The organism is Collimonas sp. PA-H2 (genome assembly GCF_002564105.1).
In the GTDB taxonomy this organism is placed as follows: domain Bacteria; phylum Pseudomonadota; class Gammaproteobacteria; order Burkholderiales; family Burkholderiaceae_D; genus Collimonas.
The window spans coordinates 891,454-918,142 of sequence record NZ_PDBX01000001.1 but is presented as its reverse complement, the minus strand read 5'-3'; the positions used below and the strand labels follow the sequence as shown (position 1 = coordinate 918,142).

The 26,689-nt window shown below is 59.7% G+C and carries 33 protein-coding genes; 20 read left to right on the top strand and 13 right to left on the bottom strand.

Going from position 1 to position 26,689, the window contains the following annotated elements; all coding sequences use genetic code 11:
- Positions 1–68 precede the first annotated feature (68 nt).
- The 6 genes from BCF11_RS04115 to BCF11_RS04090 all read left to right on the top strand — a co-directional run bounded on the left by BCF11_RS04115 (position 69) and on the right by BCF11_RS04090 (position 3,771).
- Positions 69–512, top strand: a complete 444-nt coding sequence (locus BCF11_RS04115; protein ID WP_098493613.1) for a hypothetical protein — start codon at positions 69–71, stop codon at positions 510–512.
- 38 nt (positions 513–550) lie between these two features.
- Complete coding sequence (locus tag BCF11_RS04110) at positions 551–1,345, top strand: DUF2145 domain-containing protein (protein WP_233212359.1); 795 nt, start codon at positions 551–553, stop codon at positions 1,343–1,345.
- A gap of 70 nt (positions 1,346–1,415) precedes the next feature.
- Entirely contained in the window at positions 1,416–1,829 is a 414-nt protein-coding gene (gene yiaA, locus BCF11_RS04105) for an inner membrane protein YiaA (protein ID WP_098493611.1), read from the top strand.
- 190 nt (positions 1,830–2,019) lie between these two features.
- Positions 2,020–2,928: a DNA/RNA non-specific endonuclease gene (locus BCF11_RS04100; protein WP_233212358.1), complete on the top strand. Its 909-nt coding sequence runs from the start codon at positions 2,020–2,022 to the stop codon at positions 2,926–2,928.
- Positions 2,921–3,166 (top strand): hypothetical protein, encoded by a 246-nt coding sequence (locus tag BCF11_RS04095; protein WP_098493609.1) that lies wholly within the window; start codon positions 2,921–2,923, stop codon positions 3,164–3,166. Before BCF11_RS04100 ends, BCF11_RS04095 begins: the two co-directional genes overlap by 8 nt.
- Before the next feature lie 29 nt (positions 3,167–3,195).
- Positions 3,196–3,771 (top strand): hypothetical protein, encoded by a 576-nt coding sequence (locus tag BCF11_RS04090; protein ID WP_098493608.1) that lies wholly within the window; start codon positions 3,196–3,198, stop codon positions 3,769–3,771.
- On the opposite strand, the gene kynA is transcribed toward BCF11_RS04090, so the two are convergent.
- From kynA to kynB, 3 genes are all read right to left on the bottom strand, one after another.
- Positions 3,766–4,608, bottom strand: a complete 843-nt coding sequence (gene kynA / locus BCF11_RS04085) for a tryptophan 2,3-dioxygenase (protein ID WP_098493607.1) — start codon at positions 4,606–4,608, stop codon at positions 3,766–3,768. The two genes, BCF11_RS04090 and kynA, sit on opposite strands and share 6 nt — an antisense overlap.
- A gap of 184 nt (positions 4,609–4,792) precedes the next feature.
- Positions 4,793–6,055, bottom strand: coding sequence for a kynureninase (gene kynU / locus BCF11_RS04080; protein WP_098493606.1), 1,263 nt, complete (start codon positions 6,053–6,055; stop codon positions 4,793–4,795).
- Positions 6,052–6,714, bottom strand: a complete 663-nt coding sequence (kynB, locus tag BCF11_RS04075; RefSeq protein WP_098493605.1) for an arylformamidase — start codon at positions 6,712–6,714, stop codon at positions 6,052–6,054. Before kynB ends, kynU begins: the two co-directional genes overlap by 4 nt.
- A gap of 141 nt (positions 6,715–6,855) precedes the next feature.
- Between kynB and BCF11_RS04070 the strand changes: the two genes are divergently transcribed.
- On the top strand, positions 6,856–7,332 hold the full coding sequence (locus BCF11_RS04070) for an Lrp/AsnC family transcriptional regulator (protein ID WP_098493604.1): 477 nt from the start codon (positions 6,856–6,858) through the stop codon (positions 7,330–7,332).
- Between the two features lie 35 nt (positions 7,333–7,367).
- Positions 7,368–7,595: a hypothetical protein gene (locus BCF11_RS04065; RefSeq protein ID WP_061942834.1), complete on the top strand. Its 228-nt coding sequence runs from the start codon at positions 7,368–7,370 to the stop codon at positions 7,593–7,595.
- 473 nt (positions 7,596–8,068) lie between these two features.
- Here BCF11_RS04065 and BCF11_RS04060 read toward each other — a convergent pair whose 3' ends face one another.
- The 8 genes from BCF11_RS04060 to BCF11_RS04030 all read right to left on the bottom strand — a co-directional run bounded on the left by BCF11_RS04060 (position 8,069) and on the right by BCF11_RS04030 (position 13,935).
- On the bottom strand, positions 8,069–8,479 hold the full coding sequence (locus BCF11_RS04060) for a VOC family protein (RefSeq protein WP_098493603.1): 411 nt from the start codon (positions 8,477–8,479) through the stop codon (positions 8,069–8,071).
- 50 nt (positions 8,480–8,529) lie between these two features.
- Complete coding sequence (locus BCF11_RS04055; RefSeq protein WP_098493602.1) at positions 8,530–9,057, bottom strand: SRPBCC family protein; 528 nt, start codon at positions 9,055–9,057, stop codon at positions 8,530–8,532.
- 30 nt (positions 9,058–9,087) lie between these two features.
- Positions 9,088–9,522, bottom strand: a complete 435-nt coding sequence (locus BCF11_RS04050) for a YciI family protein (protein ID WP_098493601.1) — start codon at positions 9,520–9,522, stop codon at positions 9,088–9,090.
- Positions 9,523–9,743: 221 nt separating this feature from the next.
- Positions 9,744–9,899: a hypothetical protein gene (locus BCF11_RS27900; RefSeq protein ID WP_158229138.1), complete on the bottom strand. Its 156-nt coding sequence runs from the start codon at positions 9,897–9,899 to the stop codon at positions 9,744–9,746.
- Positions 9,900–9,999: 100 nt separating this feature from the next.
- Entirely contained in the window at positions 10,000–10,305 is a 306-nt protein-coding gene (locus BCF11_RS04045; protein WP_098493600.1) for a hypothetical protein, read from the bottom strand.
- Positions 10,306–10,326: 21 nt separating this feature from the next.
- Positions 10,327–11,826, bottom strand: a complete 1,500-nt coding sequence (locus BCF11_RS04040; RefSeq protein WP_098493599.1) for a DegQ family serine endoprotease — start codon at positions 11,824–11,826, stop codon at positions 10,327–10,329.
- 122 nt (positions 11,827–11,948) lie between these two features.
- On the bottom strand, positions 11,949–13,271 hold the full coding sequence (locus BCF11_RS04035) for a HAMP domain-containing sensor histidine kinase (RefSeq protein WP_098493598.1): 1,323 nt from the start codon (positions 13,269–13,271) through the stop codon (positions 11,949–11,951).
- A gap of 7 nt (positions 13,272–13,278) precedes the next feature.
- Positions 13,279–13,935 carry a response regulator transcription factor gene (locus BCF11_RS04030; protein ID WP_098493597.1) on the bottom strand — a complete coding sequence of 219 codons (657 nt, stop codon included), beginning with the start codon at positions 13,933–13,935 and terminating at the stop codon, positions 13,279–13,281.
- Between the two features lie 680 nt (positions 13,936–14,615).
- Between BCF11_RS04030 and BCF11_RS04025 the strand changes: the two genes are divergently transcribed.
- From BCF11_RS04025 to BCF11_RS04015, 3 genes are all read left to right on the top strand, one after another.
- Complete coding sequence (locus BCF11_RS04025) at positions 14,616–15,959, top strand: SGNH/GDSL hydrolase family protein (protein WP_199110745.1); 1,344 nt, start codon at positions 14,616–14,618, stop codon at positions 15,957–15,959.
- Positions 15,960–16,244: 285 nt separating this feature from the next.
- On the top strand, positions 16,245–16,469 hold the full coding sequence (locus tag BCF11_RS04020; RefSeq protein ID WP_098493596.1) for a VF530 family DNA-binding protein: 225 nt from the start codon (positions 16,245–16,247) through the stop codon (positions 16,467–16,469).
- 148 nt (positions 16,470–16,617) lie between these two features.
- A complete protein-coding gene (locus BCF11_RS04015) occupies positions 16,618–17,028 on the top strand; it encodes an SRPBCC domain-containing protein (protein WP_158229137.1) in 411 nt (136 codons plus the stop codon).
- An 18-nt stretch (positions 17,029–17,046) separates the two neighbouring features.
- Here BCF11_RS04015 and BCF11_RS04010 read toward each other — a convergent pair whose 3' ends face one another.
- Positions 17,047–18,114 carry a zinc-binding dehydrogenase gene (locus tag BCF11_RS04010; protein ID WP_098493594.1) on the bottom strand — a complete coding sequence of 356 codons (1,068 nt, stop codon included), beginning with the start codon at positions 18,112–18,114 and terminating at the stop codon, positions 17,047–17,049.
- A 93-nt stretch (positions 18,115–18,207) separates the two neighbouring features.
- Between BCF11_RS04010 and BCF11_RS04005 the strand changes: the two genes are divergently transcribed.
- The 7 genes from BCF11_RS04005 (at position 18,208) to BCF11_RS03975 (ending at position 24,436) form a co-directional block, all read left to right on the top strand.
- Positions 18,208–19,113 carry a LysR family transcriptional regulator gene (locus BCF11_RS04005; protein WP_233212357.1) on the top strand — a complete coding sequence of 302 codons (906 nt, stop codon included), beginning with the start codon at positions 18,208–18,210 and terminating at the stop codon, positions 19,111–19,113.
- A gap of 308 nt (positions 19,114–19,421) precedes the next feature.
- The gene (locus tag BCF11_RS04000; RefSeq protein WP_098493592.1) at positions 19,422–20,684 is read left to right on the top strand and encodes a hypothetical protein; all 1,263 of its coding nucleotides are present in this window, start codon (positions 19,422–19,424) and stop codon (positions 20,682–20,684) included.
- A 104-nt stretch (positions 20,685–20,788) separates the two neighbouring features.
- Positions 20,789–21,736 (top strand): cupin-like domain-containing protein, encoded by a 948-nt coding sequence (locus BCF11_RS03995; protein ID WP_098493591.1) that lies wholly within the window; start codon positions 20,789–20,791, stop codon positions 21,734–21,736.
- A 50-nt stretch (positions 21,737–21,786) separates the two neighbouring features.
- On the top strand, positions 21,787–22,554 hold the full coding sequence (locus tag BCF11_RS03990) for an AraC family transcriptional regulator (RefSeq protein WP_098493590.1): 768 nt from the start codon (positions 21,787–21,789) through the stop codon (positions 22,552–22,554).
- 38 nt (positions 22,555–22,592) lie between these two features.
- Entirely contained in the window at positions 22,593–23,048 is a 456-nt protein-coding gene (locus BCF11_RS03985) for a DUF962 domain-containing protein (protein WP_098493589.1), read from the top strand.
- On the top strand, positions 23,048–24,061 hold the full coding sequence (locus BCF11_RS03980; RefSeq protein ID WP_098493588.1) for a 2-dehydropantoate 2-reductase: 1,014 nt from the start codon (positions 23,048–23,050) through the stop codon (positions 24,059–24,061). Before BCF11_RS03985 ends, BCF11_RS03980 begins: the two co-directional genes overlap by 1 nt.
- A 120-nt stretch (positions 24,062–24,181) precedes the next feature.
- On the top strand, positions 24,182–24,436 hold the full coding sequence (locus tag BCF11_RS03975; RefSeq protein WP_098493587.1) for a hypothetical protein: 255 nt from the start codon (positions 24,182–24,184) through the stop codon (positions 24,434–24,436).
- 396 nt (positions 24,437–24,832) lie between these two features.
- Here the strand turns inward: BCF11_RS03975 and BCF11_RS27410 are convergent, their stop codons facing one another.
- Positions 24,833–25,021, bottom strand: a complete 189-nt coding sequence (locus BCF11_RS27410) for a hypothetical protein (protein WP_158229136.1) — start codon at positions 25,019–25,021, stop codon at positions 24,833–24,835.
- A gap of 260 nt (positions 25,022–25,281) precedes the next feature.
- On the opposite strand from BCF11_RS27410, the gene BCF11_RS03970 reads away from it, so the two are divergent.
- A complete protein-coding gene (locus BCF11_RS03970; RefSeq protein WP_098493586.1) occupies positions 25,282–25,572 on the top strand; it encodes a PsiF family protein in 291 nt (96 codons plus the stop codon).
- A 629-nt stretch (positions 25,573–26,201) separates the two neighbouring features.
- Entirely contained in the window at positions 26,202–26,642 is a 441-nt protein-coding gene (locus BCF11_RS03965) for a surface-adhesin E family protein (RefSeq protein WP_098493585.1), read from the top strand.
- The last annotated feature ends 47 nt before the right edge of the window (positions 26,643–26,689 follow it).

Below are 26,689 nucleotides of genomic sequence, written 5' to 3'. Positions count from 1 at the left end.
GCCGGCGCAATTAAAACTTTGGCAAAACAACGCCAACAAAACTACGTTTTAACTACACCGAGGACATCATGCATCTGAAAACTCTGCGTAACACTCTGCTTGCGCTGGCTGCCTGCGCCGCGCTGCACGCGCCAGCCCAGGCTGCCGACGGCAGCAAGGAAGTCAGCCAGGGCGCGGTCAGCATGGCGGCATCGCCGCTGGGCTCGATCGACGGCGGACCAATTGCCGCCAGCGCCTATTTCGCGGTCGGCGCCTCCTTCGTGGTGATCGGCATCGGCACGATAGTCGGCGATGCGATGGAAGTCATCATCCAGAACACGGTGGACGGCAGCAAGGCCGTGGTGCGGGGCTCGGCCGCGGTGGCGCATCAGGTCGGACTGTCGGTCGGCAACGGCATCAAGGTGGTGGCCGAATCGACCGGGTATACGCTGGTCGCCTCGGGCAAGATCCTGGCCTTCGTGCCCAACGCGGTCGGCAAGGAATTGCTGTACCAGTCCAAGCTGTCGCAATGATGGGGCTGCGCCGTATTACTTGCGCCATTGCGTGCGCCATGACGCTCGGCCTGGCCCTGCATGGCGCGGCGATCGCCGGGCAAACCTGTTCCGAGACGCCACCGCGTCCGGATTCCGTGCGCATGGCGTTCAGCAGCGCCAGCGCGCTTTCCGCGGCGCTGGATCAAGCCCAGCCTGAGGTTGCGCTGGTGGCGCGGGTAGGCCAGGATCTTTCGAAGTACGGCTTGCGCTATTCGCATATCGCCTTTGTGCTGAAAGACCCGGCAGCAGGGCAGTGGCGCACCATGCATCTGCTGAACGCCTGCGGCACGGCGGATTCAGCGATCTGGCAAGAAGGCCTGGCGAATTTTTTCCTCGACGATCTGTTCAGCTACGAATCGCTGCTGATCATCCCTTCGCCGGCGGCGCAGCATAAGATCCTGGCCCGGCTGTCCGACCGTTCTCAGTATCTGGCGCTGTTCACGCCGCACTACAATATGCTGGCCTATCCCTTCTCCACCCGTTACGAAAACTCTAATCAATGGGTGCTGGAGCTGCTCACCAAGGCCTATGCCGACAATAATATCCAGATCGACAGCCGCGACAAATCGCAGCAGTGGCTGAAGCTGATGGGTTACGAGCCGACCACGCTTGCGCTGGGACCGATGACGCGGCTGGGCGGGCGCATGTTCCGCGCCAATATCGCCTTCGACGATCATCCCAACGAGCGGCGTTTTGCCGACAAGATCGATACCGTGACCGTGGTGTCGATGACGCAGTTCCTCAAGAAAATCGACCCTGCCACCACGCTGACGGTGGTGCCGGAGCCGAAGCTGAATGCCTTGCCCAATTAAGAGGCGGCGAGCTGCGTATCTGATGCAGGAATAATTTTCTGATTATTAAATTACAAAGGGAGGTCCATCCATGCAGCATCCGTCTCAACAACCGTCGTTCGCCTTCGTTGCCGCTTCCTGGACGGCATTGCTGGCAGGTTTCATCGCTTTCCTGGTCGGCCTGTTCAACGCCAATATGCAGCTGAACGAGCGCGGCTATTATTTCACCTTGCTGGTGTACGGCCTGTTCGCCGCCATTTCCGTGCAAAAAAGCGTGCGCGACAAGGTCGAGGGAATTCCGGTGACCGGCATTTACTACGGCTTGTGCTGGCTGTCGGTGCTGCTGGCCGTGCTGCTGCTCGCTATCGGCTTGTTCAACGCCAACCTGGCGCTCAGCGAAAAGGGTTTCTACGGCATGTCTTTTGCCCTGGCCTTGTTTGGCGCCATCGCCGTGCAAAAGAATACGCGCGACATGCAATCGGCAAGGCCGGTCGTCGCCGACTAGGAAATCAGGCAAGCTTGATGAAATAATCCGCTTGCATGCGAGGGTTTGTACAGGCATGCAAGCGCTTTTAAAAATCACTGGAAATCCGGATAATGCTTGGTGCGATTTAAGTTAAACCTTATACTGGGTATTTATACAGTTTTGGTGAACAATGCCGCACAAGTTTCGTCGTTTTCTAGTTGTTGGCTTATTGCTGACATCTTCTGCCTTTGCTACAGATTGCCCCTCCCATTACGCCGCCGGACAGGCCCCCAGGATTCTCAATGACAAACTGGCGCGCCAGACGCAAGAGCTGTGCTTCCAGGCTTTTGCCGTCATGCATTCCGGCGTCACGCGCACGCCTTTGTGGTCGGCCGAACACCTGACGCGCGATAATATCGACGCCGCGCGCACGCTGTCGCGCGAAAACTCCTTTCATCCCGAGCCGGCCCTGCTGATCAACGGCCGCGCCGAGCTGAAAGACTATTCCCGTTCCGGCTTCGACCGCGGGCACATGAGTCCGAACGGCGACATGGCCAACCGCACCTCGCAATATGAAAGTTTCAGCCTGGCCAACATGGTTCCGCAGAATCCGCAGAACAACCGCCATATCTGGGCCGAAATCGAGAGCGCGGTGCGGCGCCTGGCCGTGAAGGAGGGTGAGCTGTACGTGATCACCGGGCCGGCCTTCCTCGGCCAGGACCTGCAAAAAATCGGCAATGTGCTGGTGCCTACCTATATCTATAAAGTCGTTTATAGTCCCAGGAGACAGCAGGCCGCCGCCTATTTCATCCAGAACGCGGATACCTCGCACTACCAGACCTTGTCGCTGTCGCAGCTGGAAAACACCTTGCGCATCGACCTCTTGCCGGGTGTGTCGAAGCGCGTCAAGGATGTGGCGATGGCTCTGCCCGCTGCCGGCGGGCGCGGCAGCGGCAGCGAGCGCTACGCGGCAGACAAGAGCGCGGCCGAGCGCGGCACGCCGGAAAGAAGCGCCGAGCCGGCTGCCCAGATCAAGAAAATAGAGAAGGACTTGCTGTCCAAATTGATGGATGATGTGCTCAAGATGCTGGTCAATTTCGTTACGAACCTGATAAACAAAGGATGGTCGCATGTCTAAATTTGTACCGTTTGCAGATGAAAGCGCAACCCTCGCCATCGGCAAGATGAATGTGGAAAACCGGCTGGACCGGGTCAGCCTGTTCGGCGATCTTGATCTGACCTTGGATCAGGTTGGACTGGAGCAGGCAAAGACCCTGCAGTCGCTGGTCAACAGCGTGGTGGAAACGCTCGAATCGAGAACCTTGCCGGACAAGGTGGCGACAGCGCCGGTAGTCAAGGTCAGCAATCCGTTTTGAATGCAAGGTTGAAAACAAGAGGCAGAGAGATGGACGAAGCAGCAGGCAGCGATACCGGCTTAAGCGATGTCGGCATGCTTGGCAATGGCGCGCCGCAGAGCCAGGTGCTGGAGCAGGTGGCCATGCGCAAGCACGGCGTCGACGGCTGGGAGCCTTTTCATTACGAGAAGATTTCCGAGACGGAGTACGAGGTCAGCGGCGGTGTGCCGGCGCTGGTCGGCGGCGTCAAGAAGTGGCCCGGGCCGCACAGCGCCGTAGTGGTGACCCAGGCTGAGCTGGAACTGGCCAGCGCGCCCGTGGCGATCGTCCATGTGCAGCCGCAAACCGCAGCGCTGTTGACGCCAGCTTTGCCGCTGCAGAACGCTGACGGCGGCGCGGCGCCAAATTTCCTCACGGTGGTGTTGCAGCTGCCGGCCGATGAAGCAGGCCGCAAGCGCATTTGCAATGCGCTCAGCCTGGATGCAAGCTTCTTCGGCGCCACAGTAACCGCCACCTCGCTGGCCGACGAAATCGCCGTCAACCAGCTGCTGGAACTGCGCTGCGATCCGGCCGACGTCAAGCAAGCGCGCGAACGCGCCGCCAGCCGCAAGCCGGCTGTCTCATAGAGAGGTGCGCAGGGAGAACAATTCCGGAAACAGCACCACGTCCAGCATCATCTTCAGATAGCTGGCGCCTTCCGTGCCGCCGGTGCCTTTCTTGAAGCCGATGATGCGTTCCACCGTGGTCAGATGGCGGAAGCGCCAGTAGCGGAACGAGGTTTCCAGGTCGACCAGCTTTTCCGCCAGTTCATACAGTTCCCAATGCGTGTCCGGCGCCTTGTACACCGTCAGCCAGGCGGCCTCCACCGATGCATCGGCGGCAGTCGCCTTGCTCCAGTCGGCGTTCAGGCGCGCCGGATCCAGCGCCAGGCCGGCACGCGCCATCAGCATCACCGCTTCATCGTAGATCGACGGCTGCAGCAGCGCGTCTTGCAGGCGCGCATAGGATTCCGGCGACTGCTGGTGCACCTGCAGCAGGGCGGCATTCTTGTTCCCCAGCAGGAATTCGATTTCCCGGTACTGGTAGGACTGGAAGCCGGATGATTGACCGAGGTAGGGGCGGATCGCGGTGTATTCCGGCGGCGTCATGGTCGCCAGCACATCCCAGGCGTGCACCAGCTGGTCCATGATGCGCGCTACCCGCGCCATCATCTTGAATGCCGGCGCCAGTTCGTTGGCGCGCAGCTGCTGGCGCACCGCGTGCAGCTCATGCAGCATCAGCTTCATCCACAGTTCGCTGGTCTGGTGCTGGATGATGAACAGCATTTCATTATGGTTGGGCGAGAGCGGCCGCTGCGCCGACAATACCTGGTCCAGCGCCAGGTAGTCGCCATAGCTCATGTCTTCCTTGAACTCCATCTGCGCGCCATGCCAGCTGTCGTTCGGTTTGTAGGGGCATTCCATTTTGTGTCTCCTAGTGTCCTGAGTCAGAAGTTCGTTGAATGAGAAAAGTGATGCAATTGGCGCCAGGCTAGGCGGATGGCCGCCCCGCACAAAACGGAGCAAGGGTGGCCCCCTTGCGAGTATTTGCAACGACGCATGGCGCCAATTGCATCGCTTTTCTTCAACGAACTTCTGACTCAGGGCACTAAGTGACGGCTTCTTGTTGCGCGTCGATTTGATATTCTTTGTTCACCAGTATCTGGCGCAAGGTCTCGACAGCGTCCCAGACATCGCTGAAGCCAATATAGAGTGGCGTGAAACCGAAGCGCATCACTTGCGGTTCGCGATAGTCGCCGATGACGCCGCGCGCGATCAGCTCGCGCATGATGCCGTAGCCGTGCGCGTGGGCGAAGCTGACATGGCTGCCGCGCTCGGCATGCGCGCGCGGCGTCGCCAGCGTCAGGTCGAGGCCGGCGCAGCGGCTCTCCACCAGGCCGATGAACAGATCGGTCAGCGCCAGCGATTTCTTGCGCAGCGCTTGCATGTCGGTTTGCGCAAAGACGTCCAGGCCGCATTCCACCAGCGCCAGCGAAACGATAGGCTGGGTGCCGCACAGCGCGCGCCGGATGCCGTCCACCGGGGCGAATCCGGGCTGCATTGTGAACGGTGCGCGATGGCTCCACCAGCCCGATAGCGGCTGCCGGAACTGCGCATGGTGGCGCGGCGCGATCCAGGCAAAGGCCGGCGCGCCCGGGCCGCCGTTGATGTACTTGTAGGTGCAGCCGACGGCAAAATCGGCGTTCGCCGCATGCAGGTCGATCGGCAAGGCGCCGGCCGAATGCGCCAGGTCCCACAGCACCAGTGCGCCTTGTTCTTGCGCGGCTGCGGTGACCGCCTGCATGTCATGCAGGTGGCCGCTGCGGTAATTGACATGGGTCAGCATCAGCACCGCGGTTTCGGCGTTGACCGCGCTGGCCAGCTCCTGCGGCGAGTCGATCAGATGGATGCGGTAGCCGCGCTCCAGCCATTCCGTGAGGCCTTGCGCCATGTAGATGTCGGTCGGGAAATTGTCGCGTTCGGTGACGATCACCTTGCGCGTCGCCGCGTCCGGCTTGGCGGCTTGCAGCTGCAGGGCGCCGGCCAGCAGCTTGAACAGGTTGATCGAGGTGGAATCGGTGATCACCACTTCGTTGTCCCGGGCGCCGATCAGCGGCGCCAGCTGGTTGCCGAGGCGGCCTGGCAGATCGAACCAGCCAGCCTTGTTCCAGCTGCGGATCAGGTCGACGCCCCATTCCTGCTCGATCACTTGCTGCGCCCGTTGCAACGAGGCGCGCGGGCGGGCGCCGAGCGAATTGCCGTCGAGGTAGATCACGCCGGGCGGCAAGTCGAACTGTGCGCGCAGCGGCGCCAGCGGGTCGTTGGCGTCCAGCGCCTGGCAGGCGGCGCGGTTGTCGATGGTGTTTGTCATGGATGGATTCCTGATGATGAAGAGGGCGCAGGATGGCGCAAGATGGCACGTACGGGGCTGGCGTCCATGCCGGCCAGGCGCAAGGGCAGGGCGATCAGTTCGTAGTCGCCGGCGGCAACCGCATCGAGTACGATGCCTTCGAGGATGGCCATGCCGTGCCGCCGGACGGCGTGATGGGCGAGCATGGTTTTGGATTCCTGCGGATCGAGCGAGGGCGTGTCGATACCGACCAGGCGTACGCCGTGCTGCGCCAGCAGGGCGATGGTTTCCGGCGCGACGGCGGCAAATGCCGGATCCCATTCTTGCTGCGGGGCCTGGGCGTAGGTGCGCAACAGCACGCGCGGCGGCGCATCGGCCAATGCGTGCGCGATATCCTCCGGCCTGACCGGCGCGGCGCCGATGCAATGGATCACGCGGCAGGGACCGATATAGGCATCCAGCGGCACTTGGTCTATCGCCACGCCTTGGGCGTCGTAGTGGCTGGGGGCATCGCAGTGGGCGCCGGTGTGGGTGGAGAGCGTGATGCGGCTGACGTGCACCGGGCAGCCGTCGGCGATTTCCCAGGTGGCCTGGGCGCTGAAGGGGGTGTCGCCGGGCCATACTGGGATGCTGGCGGCGAGCAACGGGCTGATGTCCCAGATTTGTTGTGCGGTAGCGATGGCTTTCTCCTGTTGCCGGACTGAATCGGTGGAATTATTTTAGGCGAGCTTATTGGAATTTTTATACGAAATTGCTATACAATTTCAATTAATTTTAGAATTAATCTGGATATTAACAATAAATATTGAAAGATAATTTCAATGCAGCTCGATGCCATCGATTTGAACATCCTGACGCTGTTGCAGCAGAATGGCCGCATCAGCAATCAGGATCTGGCGGAGCAGGTGTTCCTGTCGCCTTCGTCGTGCCTGCGGCGGGTGCGGATCCTGGAGGAGGAGGGCATCATCAGCCGCTATAGCGCCTTGCTGAGTCCTGAGAAGCTGGGCCTAGAGCTGGATGTGTTCGTGCAGGTGACGATGCGGCGGGATGTGGAGAGCTGGCATGAGAATTTCATGCAGGCGCTGCAGAATTATCCGGAAGTGGTGGGATCTTATATCATCACGGGCGACGCTAATTATCTGTTGCGGGTGAAGGCGCGCAACCTGAAGCATTATTCGGCGTTCGTGCTGGAGAAGCTGTACAAGATTCCTGGCGTGCAGGATATCCGTTCGAATATCGTGCTGCAGGCGATCAAGGAAACCTATGAATTGCCGCGTGAGTTATTGCGCGATGCTTGATGATTTAACTGGCACTGTAAAAGTAGATTGAAACCATGGCAAAGACGATTGACGAAATTCGCGATAGGCAAAAGGACGGTGCGCAGTTCGTGCTGTCTGCGGCGATGCTGGGGCTGGAGGTCGAGGAGTTCGACACCGTTGCGCGGATTTGGGTGGCTGAAGGTGGCCCGGGATTCAAGGTGGCCGGCGTGCCGCACCGGAAATGCATAGACGGCGAATTCTTCATCGACCGCGTAACCGTCACCAAAACACCACTGCTGTAGTCAATTGGGGTCGGAGTTTTTTTTCGCGTTCTTTGCGAAAATTACTCTGACCCCATTTGACGGTCTACGGAGTACGGCTAGTGGCATGCTACGAAAGGTTGGTGCGTTGCTAAAACTGTTGCTACTCCGTGGAAGCTTGCCGGGGGTGGCCCGGCAGCCAGTCACTTTTTCTTGCTTCGCCAAGAAAAAGTAACCAAAAAGAAGGCGACCGCAAAGCCGTTGCCCTCCCTTCGGGAGGGTCCCCAAATCCTGCGCGCACCAGCCGGGTGAGGGGCAAAACTCGCCTTCGGCTCAAACATGCCCCTCACAATTCCCGGCTGACACGCGCCGGATTTGGCAACGTCTCAATGCGGGGCAAGTCAAAAACAACGACAACGTCAAAAACAACGGCAACTTCAAAAACAACCCCAACGTCAAAACCGCAGTGCAATAGTCAATTGACGGACCACGGAGTACGTATCGTTGCGCGGCTATCAGTTGTCTTTCTCGCAGTTGATCATCCAGGGCGTGCCGAACTGGTCGGTCAGCATGGCGAAGCGGATCGCCCAGAAGGTTTTTTCCAGGGGCATCTTGACGGTGCCGTTTTCTTTCAGGGCATTGAACACGCGCTCAGCCTCGGCGATGTTGTCGACGTTGAGCGAGAGCACCGTGCCCTGGGCTTTTTCGAAAAAATCAGGCGGGCAATCGGAGCCCAGCAGCACCATGCTGCCGGATTCCAGCCGCACGTGGGCGATCTGGTCTTGTGAACCCGGGGCGCATTGCTCGGCCATCGGGGTTTCGCCGAAGCGCAGCTTCAGGGTGATTTTCCCGCCCAGGACTTTTTCATAGAACTTGAACGCGGCGTCGCAGGTGCCGTTGAAATTGAGGTAGGGGTGCAATTGCATGACATGCTCCTGTATTGAATGATGGAAATGCGGAAAGGGATAATCGTCGCTTATTTTTCTGCAGCGTTTTTCAGGTTGGCAAGGCCGCTTTCAAAATCCTTGCCTATCATGCTATCCATGCTGAAAAAGATGCCCATCACCTTGGCGACATAGGGCGATGGTCCATACATGGCCCAGGTGACCTTGCTGCTGTCGCCCTGGGTGTCGATGGTGAATTCGGCCGTGTTGTGGCCTTCCAGCGGTTTCGTGAAATCCAGCTTGATGAGGATCCTGGAAGACGGCGTGGACTCTTGGATCTCCATGCTGCCGGCGCCGGCCTTGCCTGAGCTGTCCCAGGCATAGGCCGCGCCCTTGCCGCTGGCGGCGCCGCTGAAAGTGCGCTTCATGCCCGGGTCGAGTTTTTCGAACGGCGACCAGCTTCCCCATGCGTGGAAATCGTCGATCAAGGCGAAGATCTTTTCCGGCGGCGCCTTGATCGTGGCTGAGCGCTGGACGCGGAAATTGTCCGGCCTGACGGCGGCGTAGCCTAGTATCAGGGCGAGCACGACGACGATAACGATGGCGATGGTCTTGAACATGGGCTTCCTCGATGGTCAGTGGTCGGGTGATCAAGACTTGGCGTTATCGATGCTCTGGCGGCGCAGGCGCTCTTCGGTTTCGCGCAGTTCCGGCGTCAGCTCGTCGCCGAAATCTTCCGCTTCGAACACCTGCCGTAATTCCAGCTCGACGCCGCCGTTGGCATCCAGCGGCGGCCAGCGCTTGACCCATTCGAGCGCTTCCTGTTTCGACTTGACCTGGATCATGGTGAAGCCGGCGATCAGTTCCTTGGTTTCAGCGAAGGGGCCGTCGAGCACAGTCGGCTTGCCGCCGGCGAACTTGATGCGCGCGCCCTTGGCGCTCGGCTGCAAGCCTTCGCCGGCCAGCATGACGCCAGCCTGTATCATTTCTTCGTTGTACTTAATCATTGCCGTCAGCAGTTCTTCGCTGGGCATTTCGCCAGCTTCGGTAGCTTTGTCAGCCTTGCGTATGATCATGAATCGCATCTTGATATCTCCATTGGGTAGTGGTTGCCGGTCTGGCCGATTAAATCCTGAATCTGCTAACTAGTCGAAGGGCGCAAGCTTGAATCGACAGCAGGCGAATATTTTTTTAATTATATTTGCTGACGATGCAATGCTTGTTAAATAATTAAATTTTTTTGCCTTGATGGCGATGCAGGGTAGTGCTGTGCAAGTTGATGGTGAGCGCTTGTGCAGGCGCTCACTCACAGCTTAGTCAAGTCTGTCCGGCCAATCAAACTGATCGATCGCTCAAATTTCAAGCGTTGCCTGAAGAGGCGAATTGCAACAGCGCCATTGCTGTTTTTTTCAGCACTTTGCCCAACATCGCGCACAACATTAAGCACGAGAGAAAAATCCATATAGATCAACTACATAGAAGATGTTGATGGAGGTTATCAACAGGACTATCCACAGATTCTGTGAATAACTTTAGATGAATGAGAATTCAATCCGGAATGTTCAGTCAATCACGACCGCCATGAAGACGGTGGAGAGACTGAGCAGGGTGAGGCCGAAGATGAAGGCGATGTCGGCGTATTGTTCGAGCCGTGTGCTCTGGCGCGAGCGCATCGATGCATAGGAGAGCACGCCGCTGGTGAGGAACACCAGGCTGTTCAGCGCCAGCAGGTGGCTGAGCCACATCGCCAGGCCGCTGAATCTTGCGAGTTTGATAATCGATAGCGCGGTGATGCAGACGCCGATCATGGTGGCGGAAGAGGGCAGGATGTGCTGCGATAAATTATTACCCGTTATCGGCTTGATCATCGCTGCCCCGCTGTCCGGGTCTTAGCCCAGGTTCAAAGGAACGAAGATCTTGTCCTTGTCACGCTGCACCAGCAGCGCGACGTTCTTGCCCGCCTTGCCGACCAGCTGGCGCAACTGCTCGACGCTGCTGACCGGCTTGCCGTTGAGCGACAGTATCACGTCGCCGCGCTGGATACCGGCCAGCGCCGACGGCCCGCTGGCGTCCAGCACCACCAGTCCGCCGCGGATGCCGACCTGCTGCTGCTCGTCCGGGCTGAGTTCGCGCAACGCCAGGCCCAGCCGTCCCTGCGAATCGCCGCCATTGTCCTTGCCGGCGACCTTCAACGGCGTGGCTTCGGTCAGCTTGACGGTCAGCGTCTTGCTCTGGCCGCCGCGCATCACTTCGACGCTGCTGGAAGTGCCGGGGGCGGTATCCGCCACCAGGCTCGGCAGGTCCGAGGAATGATTGATGGCCTGGCCGTTGAAACGCAGAATCACATCGCCGGGCTGCATGCCGCCTTGGTCGGCCGGGCTGCCTTTGTCGACCGAGCTGACCAGGGCGCCGGCGGCGCTCTTCAGGCCGAACGATTCCGCCAAAGCCTGGTTCACTTCCTGCACGCTGACGCCGAGATGGCTGCGAGTGACCTTGCCGTGCGCCACCAGCTGCTGCTCGACCTTGGTGGCGACGTCGATAGGAATCGCAAACGACAGGCCCTGGTAGCCGCCGGTCTGGCTATAGATCTGCGAATTGATGCCGATCACTTCGCCCTTGATGTTGAACAGCGGGCCGCCCGAGTTGCCGGGATTGACGGCGACGTCGGTCTGGATGAACGGCACATAGGTATCGTCCGGCAGCGAGCGCGACTTAGCGCTGACGATGCCGGCGGTGGCGGTGTTTTCAAAGCCGTAGGGCGAGCCTATCGCTAGCACCGGTTCGCCGACACGGGTCAGGGCCGGATTGCCGATCTGTACCGTCGGCAGGTTCTTGGCGTCTATGCGTATCACGGCGATATCGCTTTGCTTGTCGGAGCCTAGTACCTTGGCTTTGAACTCGCGGCGGTCGGTCAGCTTGACGGTCACTTCCGAGGCACCCTCGACCACGTGGGCATTGGTCAGGATCAGGCCGTCGGCGCTGATGATGAAACCCGAGCCTTCGCCGCGCATGATCTGCGGATGGCGCGGGATTTGCAGCTGCGGGCCGAAGCGCTTGAAGAATTGTGAGAACGGATCGTTCGGATCCAGCCCGGAATCGTCATCCTGGTCGGATACGGCGCTTTGCTTGGCCTTGCCGGTGACGCTGATGTTCACCACTGCCGGTCCGGCGCGTTCGACGATGCTGGAAAAATCGGTGGCTACGGCGACCGCCGGCGCTGCATTGCTGAGCGGCGCTGGATTGTTGACTGGCGCCGCCACGGCAGCCGGCACTGCGGCGTTGGCGTTGTCGACGCCGATGTCGTTATTTCTGGAATGCAGATATGCACCGCCGGCCACTACCAGAACGGCGACGGCAATAGTGCTGCGGGTAAGGTTCAGACGGCTCATGTATTGCTCCTTTGCTGATGGCATGACACACAGCATAGAGAGCCAGAATTAAAGCAAACTTAAAAAATCCAAAGTATTTTGCTGGCGCCTGACGCCATGCCTGGCAGGCGGCGGCAGGCGTTTCAAGCCGGGAAGCGTACGCTGGCGAGCAAGCCGTGGCCGGTATTGCGCAGGCTGACGCTGGCCCGGTGGGCATCGGCGATCTGCTTGACGATCGCCAGGCCGAGGCCGCTGCCGACCGTTTGCGACTGGCTGCCGGCGGCGCGGTAGAAGCGGTCGAACACGCGTCCCAAATCCGCCTCCGGGATGCCGGGGCCATGGTCTTCCACCGCCAGCGTCACGCCGTCGGCGCCGCTGGCTAGCGAGACATCGATGCTGCTGCCGGCCGGGCTGTAGCGCAACGCATTGTCGATCAGGTTGTTGAGCAGGATGCGCAGGGCGTCGCCATTGCCGTTGACGCTGGCCGGCGTCTCGGCGCTGATGCCGAGGTCGACCTGGCGGTCATTGGCGGCCAGCGCAAAATCGCTGACCACGCTGTGCATCAGCGCCCCCAGGTCGACCTCGACATGGGTTTGTTCGAAGGCGCCGGGCTCCTGCCGCGCCAGCGTCAGCAACTGTTGCAACAGATGGGTGGCGCGCTCCAAGCCATGCTTGAGGTCGCCGAAAGCAGCCTGCCGTTCGCTATCGTCGCTGGCGCGTTCCGCCAGCTGCACCTGCAGCCGCAGGGCGGTCAGTGGCGTGCGCAGCTCGTGCGCGGCGTCGGCGACGAAGGCGCGCTGGGCATTGATCGATTGTCCCAGGCGTGCCAGCAAGTCGTTCAAGGCCTGCGTCAGCGGCTGGATTTCCTGCGGCAGCGTAGCGTCGGGGATTGCTGACAGCGCGTGCATGTCGCGCGCCTGCACTTCCGCGGCGGCGCGCTTGATCGGCGCCAGGCCGCGGCTGACCGCGATCCAGATCAGGATGCCGAGCAAGGGAAACAGCAGCAGCAGCGGCGTCACGGTCTTGACCGCCATCTGCGCGGCGATCTGGTTACGGGCGCTTTGCGGCTGCGCGATCTGCACCACGGTGTTGCCGATCTGCGCGCTGTAGACCCGCCACAGGCCGCTGTTCAGGCGTACGTTGGTGAACCCCAGTTCCGCCTGCAGCGGCAGGAAATCCTGGGCGTGCGAGTGATAGATGACGACGCCGGTGTTGTCCCAGATCTGGATCATGATCTGGTCATCCAGCCGCGGGCCGTTGACGCTGCCGTCGATGATCGGTGGAAACGCCTGGCGCGGCAGCGAGGCGACAATCTGCCGCATCTGGTAATCGAACAGTTCATTGGCTTCGCCGCGCGCCTGGAAGTACAGGGCCAGCCCGGCCAGCAGGATGCCGCCGCCGAGGCCGACCGCCAGCCAGCGCAACAGGCTCTTGCGGATCGATGGTAGCGACGTTGTTGTCCTCATGTTGCTCTCATTTAGCCACCATGTAGCCGATGCCGCGCACATTCTTGATGAAATTGCTGCCCAGCTTTTTGCGCAAGGCGTGGATGTAAACCTCGACCGCGTTGCTTTCTATGCTGTCGTCCCAGCCGTACATTTTTTCTTCCAGCTGGGCGCGCGACAGCACCACGCCGGGGCGGTCGAGGAAAGCCCGCAGCAGGGCGAACTCGCGCGCCGACAGATTGACCTGCTGGCCGTCCAGCGTGACTTCGTGGGTGGCCGGATTGAGGATCAGTCCTCCCAGTTCCACCAGCGGTTCGGCGCGTCCCGACTGCCGCCGCAGCAGGGCGCGGATGCGTGCCGCCAGTTCTTCCAGGTCGAACGGTTTGACCAGGTAATCGTCGGCGCCGGCGTCGAGGCCGGCTACCCGGTCCGACACCGCGTCGCGCGCGGTCAGGATCAGCACCGGAAGCTGGTTGCCGCCGGCGCGCAGCGACTTCAGCACTTCCAGGCCATTCTTGCGCGGCAGGCCGAGATCCAGCAGCAGCAGCTGATAATCTTCCTGCGCCAGCGCGCTCAGTGCGGCGACGCCGTCCTGCACCCAGTCGAGCGCAAAGCCATCCTGGCGCAATCCCTTGCGCACGGCTTCGCCCACCATCAGGTCGTCTTCCACCAACAGCAAACGCATAGCTCCAGCTCCCTAGAAAAAAACCGCGGGCGCTGATTTCCACGAAATCAAATCATGGCGCCGCCAATTGCAGCAGTTTAGCCGGATTGAATTAAATGATTCTTAAACAAATGCCGGCGCCGCCGGAAGCGGCTTGCGCCGTAATCTGAGCATGGCTAAAAATCCTATACAGATCAGTCACTTAGCTAAATCACTTGGTAGTTATCAACAGGACTGTCCACAAAATCTGTGGGTAAGTATACAGAGTGAAACTGAGCAACGATAAAAATTCCTTATAAATCAATGGCTTAATTAAATTACCCGGTAGTTATCAACAATGCTGTCCACAAAATCTGTGGGTAAGTCCGGAGGCAGAAGCTGAGCAGTGAGAAAAATCTTATAAAAATCAAGCATATAGCTAAATTGCAGCAAGGTTATCAACAATCCTGTCCACAAAATCTGTGGGTAAGTATTCGGTAAAACGGGAATTAGAAGCAAAAATCTAATGGCCGATATTGTCAATTTTTAATTGTTGCTACGTGCCAATATTCGCCCGGGCATGCCTTTGCTGCCGTCTTGCGACCGCCAATTGCGCTCGTGACCGGCGACAGTGTGCCGTTTCGTTGCCGGCGCTGGCATTGCAGCCTGCGCCGGACCTTCCAGTGATCCAAAGATAGCAAGACAAAACAAGGAATCCAGCAATGAAAACTCTGTTTGTATTTTGTGCTTTGTGTTCGAATATGGCGATGGCGCAAGTCGCCGCCGATGTGAAACCCGATCCCGCCTACACCCATCATCTGTCGTCCTCCGGACCGCTTTCCAAGGAACAGCTGCTGAAGCAGAAGCCGGCCCGCAAGCCGGCTGCGCGCAGCCTGACTACCGGCGCCGCGGTGGCCAATGCCACCAGCACCAGCACTTACACTTACCTGCGCTGCTGGTACCGCACCGGCAACGATGCAAGCAAGCCGACCACGACTTATGCCTGGGGCCTGGATCCTTCCAGCGGCGACTACTACCGCATCAACGGCTACTGGTGGGCAGGCGGCTTGCTGAACTGGGAAAACATGTTCTACAGCGATGTGGCGCAAAGTACGCTGCAATCGGTATGCCAGAGCACGCTCAGCGCCAAGGGCATCAGCCAGCCGGTGGCGATGGTGGCCGCCGCCGACAATGCGCTGTCATTCAACTACACGGTCTGGACCAACGACAGCGTGGCGCAGAACGGCATCAACAAGATCGTCGCCTTTGGCGACAGCCTGTCCGACACCCAGAACATCTTCAACGCCTCGCAATGGACCTTGCCGAATTCAAGCAGCTGGTTCCTCGGCCGCTTCAGCAACGGCAACAACTGGGTGGAGTATTTCGCCAACAACCTGCAGCTGCCCTTGTATAACTGGGCCATCGGCGGCGCCGGCGTCGACACGCAAAAATTGGTGATTCCAGGCGTGATCCAGCAGGTGCAGTCGTATGTCAGCTATATGCAGAAGGCGCAGAACTACCAGCCGCAAAATACTTTGTTCACCTTGCTGATCGGCGGCAACGACCTGGTCAATTACAACAGCACGGTGGACCAGGTGATCAGCGGCGAAACCCAGGCCCTGCAAAGCTTGATCCAGTCCGGCGCCCGCAATATCCTGCTGCTGAAGCTGCCGGACGTTTCCAAGGCGCCGGTGTTCGGCATCAAGACCACCGGGCCGACGGTGGCGGCGCAGGTGATCGACCTCAACAACCGCCTGAGCGTGCTGGTCAGCTCGCTGCAGGCGCAATACGGCAGCACCCTGCATATCCAGCTGTACGATACCTATGCCTTGTTCAACGACCTGCTAGCCAATCCGGCCAAATACCAGGTCAGCAACACCACCCAGTCCTGCCTCAACATCAATACCGATTCCAGCACGAACTATCTGAGCAAGCAGAGCGCGCGCTCACAGTGCAGCAATCCGGATAGTTTCGTGTTCTGGGACACCCTGCATCCGACCACGCATACGCACAAATTGCTGGCCGATGCGGTGACGGCCTTCTACAGGGCCAATCTGCAGCCTTGAGCGCTTAGCGCCGGATCGTGTTCTGTTTCAGTGGCCGGGTTGGCAAGTTTTTTTGCCCACCCGGTTTTCGACAGGCTGTTCAGAAGAGCGATGCATGCTGCGCTGTTTCAGACATGCCGGTCCAGATTGCCGCCGGCGCCAGACCTTTTCGGATAAGTGTCATTCAGCTAACGACAAATTCCACGACTTCTTTAATACTGTGTGCATCGGCAAGGAAAGCGGCAATGCGCCGCAAACGGCAGGCGCAGAAGTAAAATGCCAGTCTGAATCCCGATCGAGAAGCACATGACACAAAATACACATAACCACCTGCACGGCGTCACGCTGGAAGCGATGCTGACTGAACTGGTCGAGCATTACGGCTGGGAAGGCCTGGGCCAGCGCATCGACATCCGTTGTTTCAAGAGCGACCCCAGCATCAAGTCCAGCCTGACATTCCTGCGCAAGACGGTATGGGCGCGCGAGAAGGTGGAAGCCTTGTACGTCGGCATGCGGCGGGCAATGAAATGAACTTCCTGAAAATAGGGTAAAGTTTTGTCGCAGCTGCCTTCATCGTCGGCGGCAAGGAATTGCTTGTTGCGCCATTTGCAGGAAATCCGGATAGTCCATGGCGCTTGTTGATCTGATGCTTCGCCTATCGCCTGAAGGAAGAACCAGCATGCGCAATGTGATTTATAAAACCGTGGTCCTGAAGGCGTCGGCGGAAGCACTGTTCGATATGTATCTCGATCCGCAGCTGCACCAGGCCATCACCGGCTTGCCGGCAGCCATAGGCGCCGAAGCCGGCGACCAGTTCCAGGCCTTCGACGGCGCCCTCAGCGGCGTCATGCTGCAGGTGGTAAAGCCGCGGCTGATCGTGCATACCTGGCGCTCGCCGGCGTTTGCCGCCGACGATCCGGACTCCATCCTGTTCCTGTCCTTCCATCCGCAGGGCGAGCACGGCCGCATCGACCTGGTCCACTTGGACGTGCCCGAGCAGGATTACGAGGAGGTCAAGAAAGGCTGGCGCGAAAAGTATTTCGAACCCTGGCGCGAGTTCCTGGCCAATGAATGGTCGGCCACGCGCTAGCGCATCTCCCGCCGTCGCTCAAAACAGCGCCACCGTCGCCTGCAGGCCCTTCATCTGCGCGGCATGGTCGATCGCCGCTTCCAGCGCGGAAAACGCAAAGGTTTTCAGCTCCACGGCATCCAGCGGCAGCAAGCCAGCCCGCACCAGCGACAGCAACGCCAGATAATCGGCCGAGCTGTACATGAAGTGGCCTATCAATTCCCAGTTATTCAGCAGCATCTCGCCATACGGCAGCGGCAGGTTCACCTGCATGCTGCCCATCAGCACCAGCCGGCCGCCGCGCTGCAGACTGTGCAGCAGTGCCAGGGTGCTGTCGGCATCGGCGGCCTGGCCGACCATGTCCAATCCCAGCGCGACGCCGCCGCCGGCAGCGGCGCGGATGGCCGCCGCATCGCCTGCAACCTCGCCAGTCAGCAGCACCGCCAGCACCCGTCCTTTGCCCAGTTCTACCAGTTGCTGCAAGGCTTGCGCATTGCGGCCGAGGGCGATCACCCGGGCGGCGCCCAGCGCCAGCGCGGCCAGCACGGCGGCGGAGCCGAAGTAGCCGCCGGCGCCGTTGATCGCCACCGTTTCGCCGGCGCTGAGGCGGCCGCGGCGCAAGCCGCCGAAGGGGATAATGAATTTCGCCAGCAGCGCCAGCCGTTCCGCCGCCACGTGATCGAGCCCGTCCAACGGCAGCAGGGTGGAGGCAGGAAAATCCGCAACTTCGCGCCAGCTGCCGTGCGGGTATTCCGCCAGCATGGGGGCGCTGTCGGCACTGATGCCGGTCAGTCCGATCAATACTTGCGGCGGTTCCGCCATCGCCTCGTCGGCGATCCAGTAAGGGTTGACGGCGACTCGCTGTCCCGGTCGCAGCGACCGCACGCCGGCGCCGACCGCGACGATGCGGCCGATGCCGTTGGTGCCCGGGGTAAACGGGCTGGGCGGGTAAGCGTAGGGCAGCTTGCCTTGCACATAATTGCGCGTATAGCTCAGCAGTGGCACCGCCTCCATGCGCACCAGCGCGGCGCCGGCGCGCAGTTCGGGTTGCGCCGTATCCTGCAGCGCCAGTGTCAGTTCGTTACGGTTGAACATCCATGCTTTCATGCCGCTCTCCTGTGTAATTGTGATGACGATGATTGAACTCTAAGGCGCGCCGACGTATATTTGAAATCAATTAATGACATAGGACCTATCAAGGTGATTGATCTTCGTGGGATAGACTTGAATTTGCTGGTGTCGCTCGACGCCTTGCTGGAGGAGTGCAACGTCACCAAGGCGGCGGCGCGCCTGCACCTGACGCAGCCGGCGGTGTCGACCCAGCTGGCGCGCTTGCGCAAGGTGTTCGATGATCCCTTGCTGATACCGGCCGACAGTGGCCGCGGCATGACCCCGAGTGCACGCGCGCTGGGACTGATTGCGCCGCTGCACGCCGCGCTCAGCGATCTGCAGATGGTGATCAGGCGGCGTCCTGCCTTCGATCCCTGGCAGGACAGCCGCCGCTTCGTGATTGCCGCCAATGACAACGCCACCGCTGTGCTCGGCCTGCGCCTGATGGAGCAATTGCCGCAACTGGCCGGCAGCGGCGTCAGGCTCGCTTTCGTCAGCGCCGACCAGCGCCAGGTGGCGAGCCAGCTGGAGCGCTCCGAGATCGATCTGCTGCTGGGTTCGGAGCGCATGGTGCCGGCGTCCATGAAGGTCCGCAAAATCTATGACGAGCACTTTGTCATGGCGCAGCGCAAGGGCCATCACCGCGGCGCCGGCGCGCTCGACCTGGATCAGTACTGCGCGCTGCAGCACGTGCTGGTGTCCACCAGCGGCGGCAGCTTTCACGGTTTCATGGACGAGCATCTGGAATTGCTGGGACGGCAGCGCGAGGTCATGTTGTCCGTGCAGAATTTCACGCTGGTGCCGGACTTGTTGTGCAACAGCGACTATGTGGCGACCTTGCCCAGCCGCTTTTTACAGCGTCATCGCGACCGCCTGGATGGTTTTGCCTTGCCGTTCCCCGCACGCGGTTTTTCCTTGTTCGCTTGCTGGCACCCGCGCAATCAGAACGATCCTGCCCTGCTATGGCTGCGCGACGCCATTGCAGCGCTGGCATGACTACTTTAATACTATCGGAAACGAATTGTCGATTAGTAAATGAATGACAGGATTCCCGATTTGTAAACCTGTTAAATATGACAGGTGTGGCGAGGCTTGATTCTTACTAGAATGAGTTGTCTATCGGAGCCTATCCTCTCCTATGTTGATATTTAGCCCGTTGCCGCAAGGTGGCGGGCTTTTTTTATCTGCAGCTTTTCCAGCCTCTTTATACGTACCTGTAAAGATTGCGCGCGCTTTTGCTTCCGCTTAAGATCTGCCATTGCTCCATGCCATTGATGCAACGCGAGCCATTAACAGGAAAATGCATGCAAAAAATCAGGACCGCCTTATCTGCCTTGTTGTTTTTCGGCTGCGTGCTGCTGCTGGCCGGTTGCGCCTCCTTGTCGACTTCGATTTCGCAGTTTGAAAAAGGCGACTACGTCGCCAGTGTCAAATCGACAATTTCTTATCTCGATGAGAAATACAAGAAAGCCGGCTACGACGACAGCGATGAGCGCAACGGCATCCGCGAACGTTTCCGCATCATTGAATCCAGCTACGAATCCACCCTCCTGCATGCCGCCGATCGCGAGTACGACAAGAAAATCGCCGCCTATTCGGCCTTGCTGCAGATCCGCACCTTACTGGCGAGCCGCAGCTATTACGCCAAATACACCGATCTGCCGGAGCGCTATCCGGAACGCGTGCTGCGTGAAAACCTGGCCGGCCAGTACTACTTGAAAGCTACCGCAGCAGCGGCCGTCAAGGATAACCGCCAGGCCGCCATCGGCTTCGCCGCCGCCGCCGACACGTTTCAAGTGTATGGCCCTTACAAGGACGCCGCCAAGCTGGCCGAAAAATACAAATTCGCCGCCGATAACCAGGACGCAGGCGAATTCTACAAGCAGGGCCAGGACCTGGTGGCGCGCAACCAGCAGCGCAGCCGCGCCATGTACCGCGACGCCGGCCAGGCTTTCTACAATGCCTACACGGTCTACCGCGACCACGGCGCTTACAAGGATGCGCAAACGCTGGCCGACAAATACCGCACCATGGGCACGGTGGTGCTGCAGGTCAGCAGCAACGAGCCCGGCAGCGACATCACCCGCAGCGTGCTGGCGCTGTTCGATCTCGGCTTCACCCGTTTCCAGTACCAGAGCGGCGGCGCGGCCGACCTTGGCATGTACCTGAATACGTCCTACCTCTACTATCCGCCCAAGGTGCGGCAATACGTGGAAGCCGTCAGCGAGAATGTCGACGTCAAGAATCAGGACGGCACGACAGCGGTGCGCACCTATCGTTTCAACCGTCGGGTGGTGGTGGAAGAAAACTCGATGCAGATCAGCCTCGACCTCTCGGTCACCAGGGTGCCTAACCTGGACCTGCGCTATAACGAAGTGGCGGAAAGCCGCCGTACCACCATCAGCTATTACGGCGACGTGCCCGGCAACGGCAGGTACGGCTATCGCACCGAAGGTTACCTGATGGACCGCGACCAGCTGTGGCAGGCCGCGCAAGCCCAGCTGATCAACCGCCTCAACAGCGACAACCGGATCCGCATGATCCAGGACGATATCCGCAATTTCTGAGCGCGGCACGGTCATGTGCCGGGGAAACGCCGCAGGCAAAAATTCCCCGACGCATCCTGCTAAACTAAAGGATTGAGCCTGCTCTACTTTCTGCTTATTTTTCTATGACTCCGATCCGCGGTCCATCCTTCCAGCTAGTCGACCAGATCGACGCCGAACAGCTTCAGCGCGACGGCGGCTTCGGCGCCCGCACCCGGCCGTTGCTGGTGAAAGGCGCATTGCGCAACTGGCCGGCGCAGCACAACTGGTCGTTCGAACAGATGGCGGCGCTGCGCTACAAGGACGGCGGCGAGACGCAGGTAAAATTCCAGAACGGCCTGGTGGAACAGGGTCAGACCCGGCACCGGCCGGTGATGCCGGTCGGCCCCTATCTGCAGGAGCTGGCGCAGCTGGCCAGGCAGCCGCTGGCGGACGATGTCGGCTTGCTGTCGGACCGCCGTCGCCATCTGCTGTCGGCGGGAGAGAAATTCTTTCTCGACTGGTCGCATATGCAATCGTTCCAGCCGGACCGCATGTATCTGGCGCAGTGGAACATCCTCGACGAATTTCCGGCGCTGCGCCACGATTTCTCGATCAAGGATCTGTGGCCGGGCTGGCGCTGGACCTGGGAATACGTATTCATGGGGCCGGCCAACACCGTCACCGGCCTGCACTACGACTTCCCGCACAACTGGTTTTGCCAGGTGCGCGGCAGCAAGGAGTTCATCCTGTTCCCGCCCGAGAATACGCCGCACATGTGCATCTCCCAGAAATTCGATTGGGGCGCGATCCTGAGCGACATCAATATCTCGCGCCTGGACCAGCAGCCGGAACAGCTCAAGGAATTTGAAAAGACTCAGGGTTTGTATGCCAGGGTGGAAGCGGGCGACGCCTTGTTCATTCCCAAGCGCACCTGGCATGCCGTGGTGGCGCTGGAGCCGTCGATCAGCCTCGGCGTGTTCGGCCTGACAGCGCCGGAAGTCTTGTTCGGCGGCGTGCCGAACGAGATCAAGCACATCTTCCACAAAATGCATCTGTACCGCTGGGGCAATTGCACCTGCCACAAATTCTGATCGGCTGTTACAGTCCACCGACGTGTTTTCCTGCGAGGACGGCAACACTGATGAATCAGCAACACTCGCATCTGTTTCTCTGGCGCGGCCGTTCCCTGGTGATCGGGCCCGGCATCGACTCGAAGTTCCACGCGCATTTCGCCACCCAACTGACCTGGGGCCTGGATGCGCCGTTCCAGGCCCGCCTGTCGCCCGAGCTGCCGTGGACCACCACGCGCGCCGCCATTTTCTTTTCCAACCAGCCGCACCAGATCCATTGCGAGTCTACGCTGCTGGCGCACCTGTTCATCGAATTGCCGCAACGCTCGCCGGCGGCGCAAAGCGTGCTGCTGGCCGACTATCGAAATGCCGAGGGTTTCGCGCCAGTGCGCGCCGGCTTGGCCGTGGCGCGCACTGGCGGCCTCGATTTGCAGGGCGCTGAACAGCTGACCCAGGACTGGCTGGCATGCAGCGCTTTGCTTGAGCGCGCACAGCCGGGTTTCGACCAGCGCATCAGCCAGGCGCTGGCCGCCATCGCCGCCCATCCGCGCGATACGCTCAACGGCGCCGCACTGGCCGCCGCCGTGCATTTGTCGGCCAGCCGCTTTACCCACCTGTTCCGCCAGCAGACTGGCCTGTCGCTGTCGCGCTATCTGCTGTGGTCGCGCCTGTTGGCTGCGGTGGAGGCGGTGGCGCGCGGCGATAATATGACGCACGCCGCGCACGCCGCCGGGTTTGCCGACCTGGCGCACATGAGCCGCACCTTCCGCAATACCTTCGGAGTAGTCCCCTCGGAGCTGCAAAAGATGGCGATTGCGTTCAAGCGCGAGGAAAAATGATGGTCTAAGATGGTCGTATACCAAGAACGGAGACCTTTATGAACCAGAACACACAGCCGTTAACCGACCGGGCTATCGACAACCTGCTCGCCAAATATTCCGAAAGCCACCTGAACCCGGTGAATGAAGTGATCCACTTCATCTGCGTGCCGGTGATCGTCTTCACGCTGCTGGGTTTGCTGTGGGCGATCCATCCCTGGGTAGCGCTGGCCGGGGCGCTGGCTGCCATGCTGTACTATTTTTCGCTGTCGGTGCCGTTCGCCGTTGGCATGCTGCTGATGTCGGCAGCGATGCTGGCGCTGCTCTACCTGTTGCCGCCTCAATGGGTGCTGCCGCTGTCGATCACGGTGTTCGTGCTGGCCTGGATCGGGCAGTTCATCGGCCACAAGATCGAGGGCAAGAAGCCGTCCTTCTTCGATGACCTGCGCTTCCTGCTGATCGGTCCCTTGTTCGTGCTGGGCTTCCTGTATCGCCGCCTGCACATCGCTTATTGATGGCCAGGATCGCAGTGTTTGGCGCCGGCTCGGTCGGCGTCTATATCGGCGCCTCGCTGCATGCCGCCGGCGCCGATGTGGTCATGATAGGCCGCGCCCGCACGCGCCAGCAGATCGCCAGCCAGGGCGTGCTGCTGAGCGATCTCGACGGCCGCCGGCAACAGCTGGCCGCGGCCGGCTTTCCCTACCAAGAGAATCCGTTTGCGCTGACTGATGCGCAACTGATCCTGGTCACAGTCAAGAGCGCCGACAGCGCCGCTGCCGCTGCCATCATCGCGCAGCACGCCAGGCCGTCGGCGCTGGTCGTCAGCCTGCAGAACGGCGTCGGCAATGCTGCTGTGTTGCGCAGCGCCTTGCCGGGCTGGCAGGTATTGGCGGGCATGGTGCCGTTCAACGTGGTGCAGATGGAGGGCAGCCGCTTCCATCGCGGCAGCGGCGGCCAGCTGATGGTCGAAGCCAGCGCCGCGCTGGAGCCATGGCAAGCCGTCTTCAGCCAGGCCCATCTGCCGATCCAGCTGTGCGCCGACTTTGACGCCGTCCAATGGGGCAAGCTGCTGCTGAACCTGAACAATGCCGTGAATGCGCTGTCCGATCTGCCGCTCAAAACCGAGTTGTCGCAAAGCGCCTACCGGCGCTGCCTGGCCTTGCTGATCGAGGAAGCGCTGCGGCTGCTGCGCGCGGCCGGCATCCGTCCGGCAAAAATCGCCCGGGTCGCGCCGCAACTGCTGCCGCTGCTGCTGCGCTTGCCCGATGCGCTGTTCAAGCGGGTCGCCGCAGCCATGCTGAAAATCGATCCGCAAGCGCGTTCCTCGATGTGGGAAGACTTGCGGGCAGGGTGCCTGACCGAAGTCGATTACCTGAATGGGGCGATTGTCGGCCTGGCGCGGTCGCTGGGCAAGGATGCCCCGGCCAATCGCCGCATCACGGCGCTGATCCATGCCGCCGAGGGGGCTACCTTGCAGTCCTGGCGTGGTGATGCGCTGTATCGGGCCTTATGCACTCAATCTCCATAAGAAGTCATTGGAGAACGGAACGTATCGGCTTGGACAAGACTCGAATCCAGGTCGTTGAATCGGTGTGATGCGGTAGCAGAAATTCCTTTGTTGATGAATTCATTGCGAAAGGTTCGATATATGAAGAAGCTATTGAGCATGCTGGCGCTGTTGCTGGCGATTGCCCCCGTGGCGCATGCGCAGGATGCGCCGATGCGGCCGCAGCCGGGCGTGGGACTGGAAGGCCATCCGGACGCCAGGAACGACCGCCGCCAGGAATCTTTTTACGACGGCAATCACCGCATGAATACGCACAGCGTCATGCGTTGCAAGGACGGCGCCATGCGCAAGGCGCGCGCGGATGCCTGTCGCGGGCATAACGAATCGCGCAAATGACGAGAGATATATAAATATCGAATATCTGTTATCAGGTAAATAAAGCAGACACGCATGCTGCGTTGCCATATAGTTACACCTGTCTCCTCCAACACCTCCTAAGGTTTGGATTCAGCCCGCAACCGCAAGGTGAGCGGGCTTTTTTTTGCCTGTGGCAAATATGGAGGCCAGGCATGGGCCAACCGAAGCGTTAGCGAGGTATCAGCCGTGCTCTCTGACCCGGCCGCATGCAGGCATTAAAAATCGATATAAATCAAGCGCTTGGATTGTTAGCAGCAAGGTTATCAACAGGCTTGCGCACAATTTCTGTGGGTAACTCGGCATCGCTGGCTTTATTGCGGGCAATAAAAAAGCCCCGCAGGCGGCGGGGCTGGTCGGTACAGCAGGCGTTCTGTATCAGAAGCGCAGGAAGGAACCGCTCATTCTTTTGTAAGGCGCGCTCCAGACCGTCAGGATTTTGTCGAGCAGACCCGGTTCTTGCTGAACTGCGCTTTTGTGGCTGAATTTGCGTGCTTCCAGACGCGCTTGCGCCTGCATTGTGTGTGCGATGGAGCGTGCCGACATCGGCAGTGGAGGAGAGATCATAATTTGCCCTTTCATTTCGTCTTCTATGTTGCATTGCAGTATAGAGATGTTGAAATGACTAATCCAATTTCGGTTTCACATACGAGTCATGCAATTTGTGAATATCATTATGCGATAACGATGCAAACAGGCTCTTATGCCGGCGTCGCATATGCATATAGCTAACATATTGGCAGCCGACAATTTTCGTGCTGTAATGCAGCAAGCCTTACTGCATTCGGTCGGGCGGTCTAACCCAACTGTTGGAAACGGAGAAAACCATGAAAAAAATGTCAGCTCTGGCACTGCTCGCTTGCTGCTTTATCTTTAATCCAGCATTTGCCGCAAATACGCAGCAAAGCAAGATGGCAACCTGCAACAAGGACGCCGCCGGCAAAGCGGGCGATGACCGCAAGGCTTTCATGAAAGATTGCCTGAGCACAAAGCCGGCAGCCGCCGCTCCCATGACACAGCAGGAAAAAATGAAGTCATGCAATGTCGACGCCAGCGGTAAAAAGGGCGACGACCGCAAGGCATTCATGAAGCAATGCCTGTCGAAACCTAAGGGCTAAGCCGATTCCCAGCAGCAAATCAGCGCTGCTGACAAAAAGCCCGGCCGCGTGCGTAATGCTGTTCAGTAAGGGCAGAACGACATGGCGTAGGGTGGGCACTCCGTGCCCACGCAGTGCCGTGGAGATTTACGTCCCTGGGCATTCGCACCCGGGTTGCGCGCCCCCGTCCTATCCGCGTGGGCACGGAGTACCCACCCTACCGGTGCTTTGTCGCGAACTCAGGAAGCCCGCAGCGCTTATCGCGCCGAATGCGAACAGCAGCGCCATCAGTTCGACCACATAAGCAGGGGCACAGCAACTGGCCGGATACAAAATTGCTACACAACTAATCATTCCTTACTGAAAATCGCTGCCGTAGGGTGGGCGCTCCATGCCCACGCAGTATCATGGATATTCGTGTCCCTGGCATTCGTGCCCCGGCTACGCGCCCCGGCCCGTCCGCGTGGGCACGGAGTGCCCACCCTACGAGCTCCGCAAATAAAAATGCCGTTCAGTCTTAACTGAACGGCATTACCGCCGCGTGCGGGGTTTTTTGATTTTCATTTTGTTACCAATTCGCCGCCTCACGGCGGGAATTAATGTTTACTATGCGAAGTCGAACCTTGCACGCACCTTATAAGGAAAACCACATGAAGAAATTAGCGCTCACCCTGACTCTCGGCCTCGCTTGTGTAGCGGCCAACGCCGCCGACTGGCAATCCGTCGGTTCCAGCGATACTTCCGAACTGAAGCTGGACCAGGCATCGATCAAGGAAACCAAGGGCATTCGTGAAGCATGGTCCATGTGGAACTTCAAGGAACCACGCAAGAACGACGGCGACCCCAAGGCGCTGGCGACTTTCCAGTCTTACCAGGATTTCACCCAGTACGATTGCAAGGCCAAGACCCTGCGCCTGAGCAAGGAAATCTTGTTTGCTGAACTCGACGGCGGCGGCGCCAAGGTCGATCACAGCGACGCCCTGAAAAACTCCACCTATGTCAAACCGGCTGCCGGATCGGTCGCCGAAGTGATGATGAAATTCGTCTGCGGCTTCCAGCTGGATGACAAACCGGCTCCTGCCAAGAAATAAACCGTAGCGTGGGCATCTGTGCCCACGCGTGCGCATCGCGATAGCGC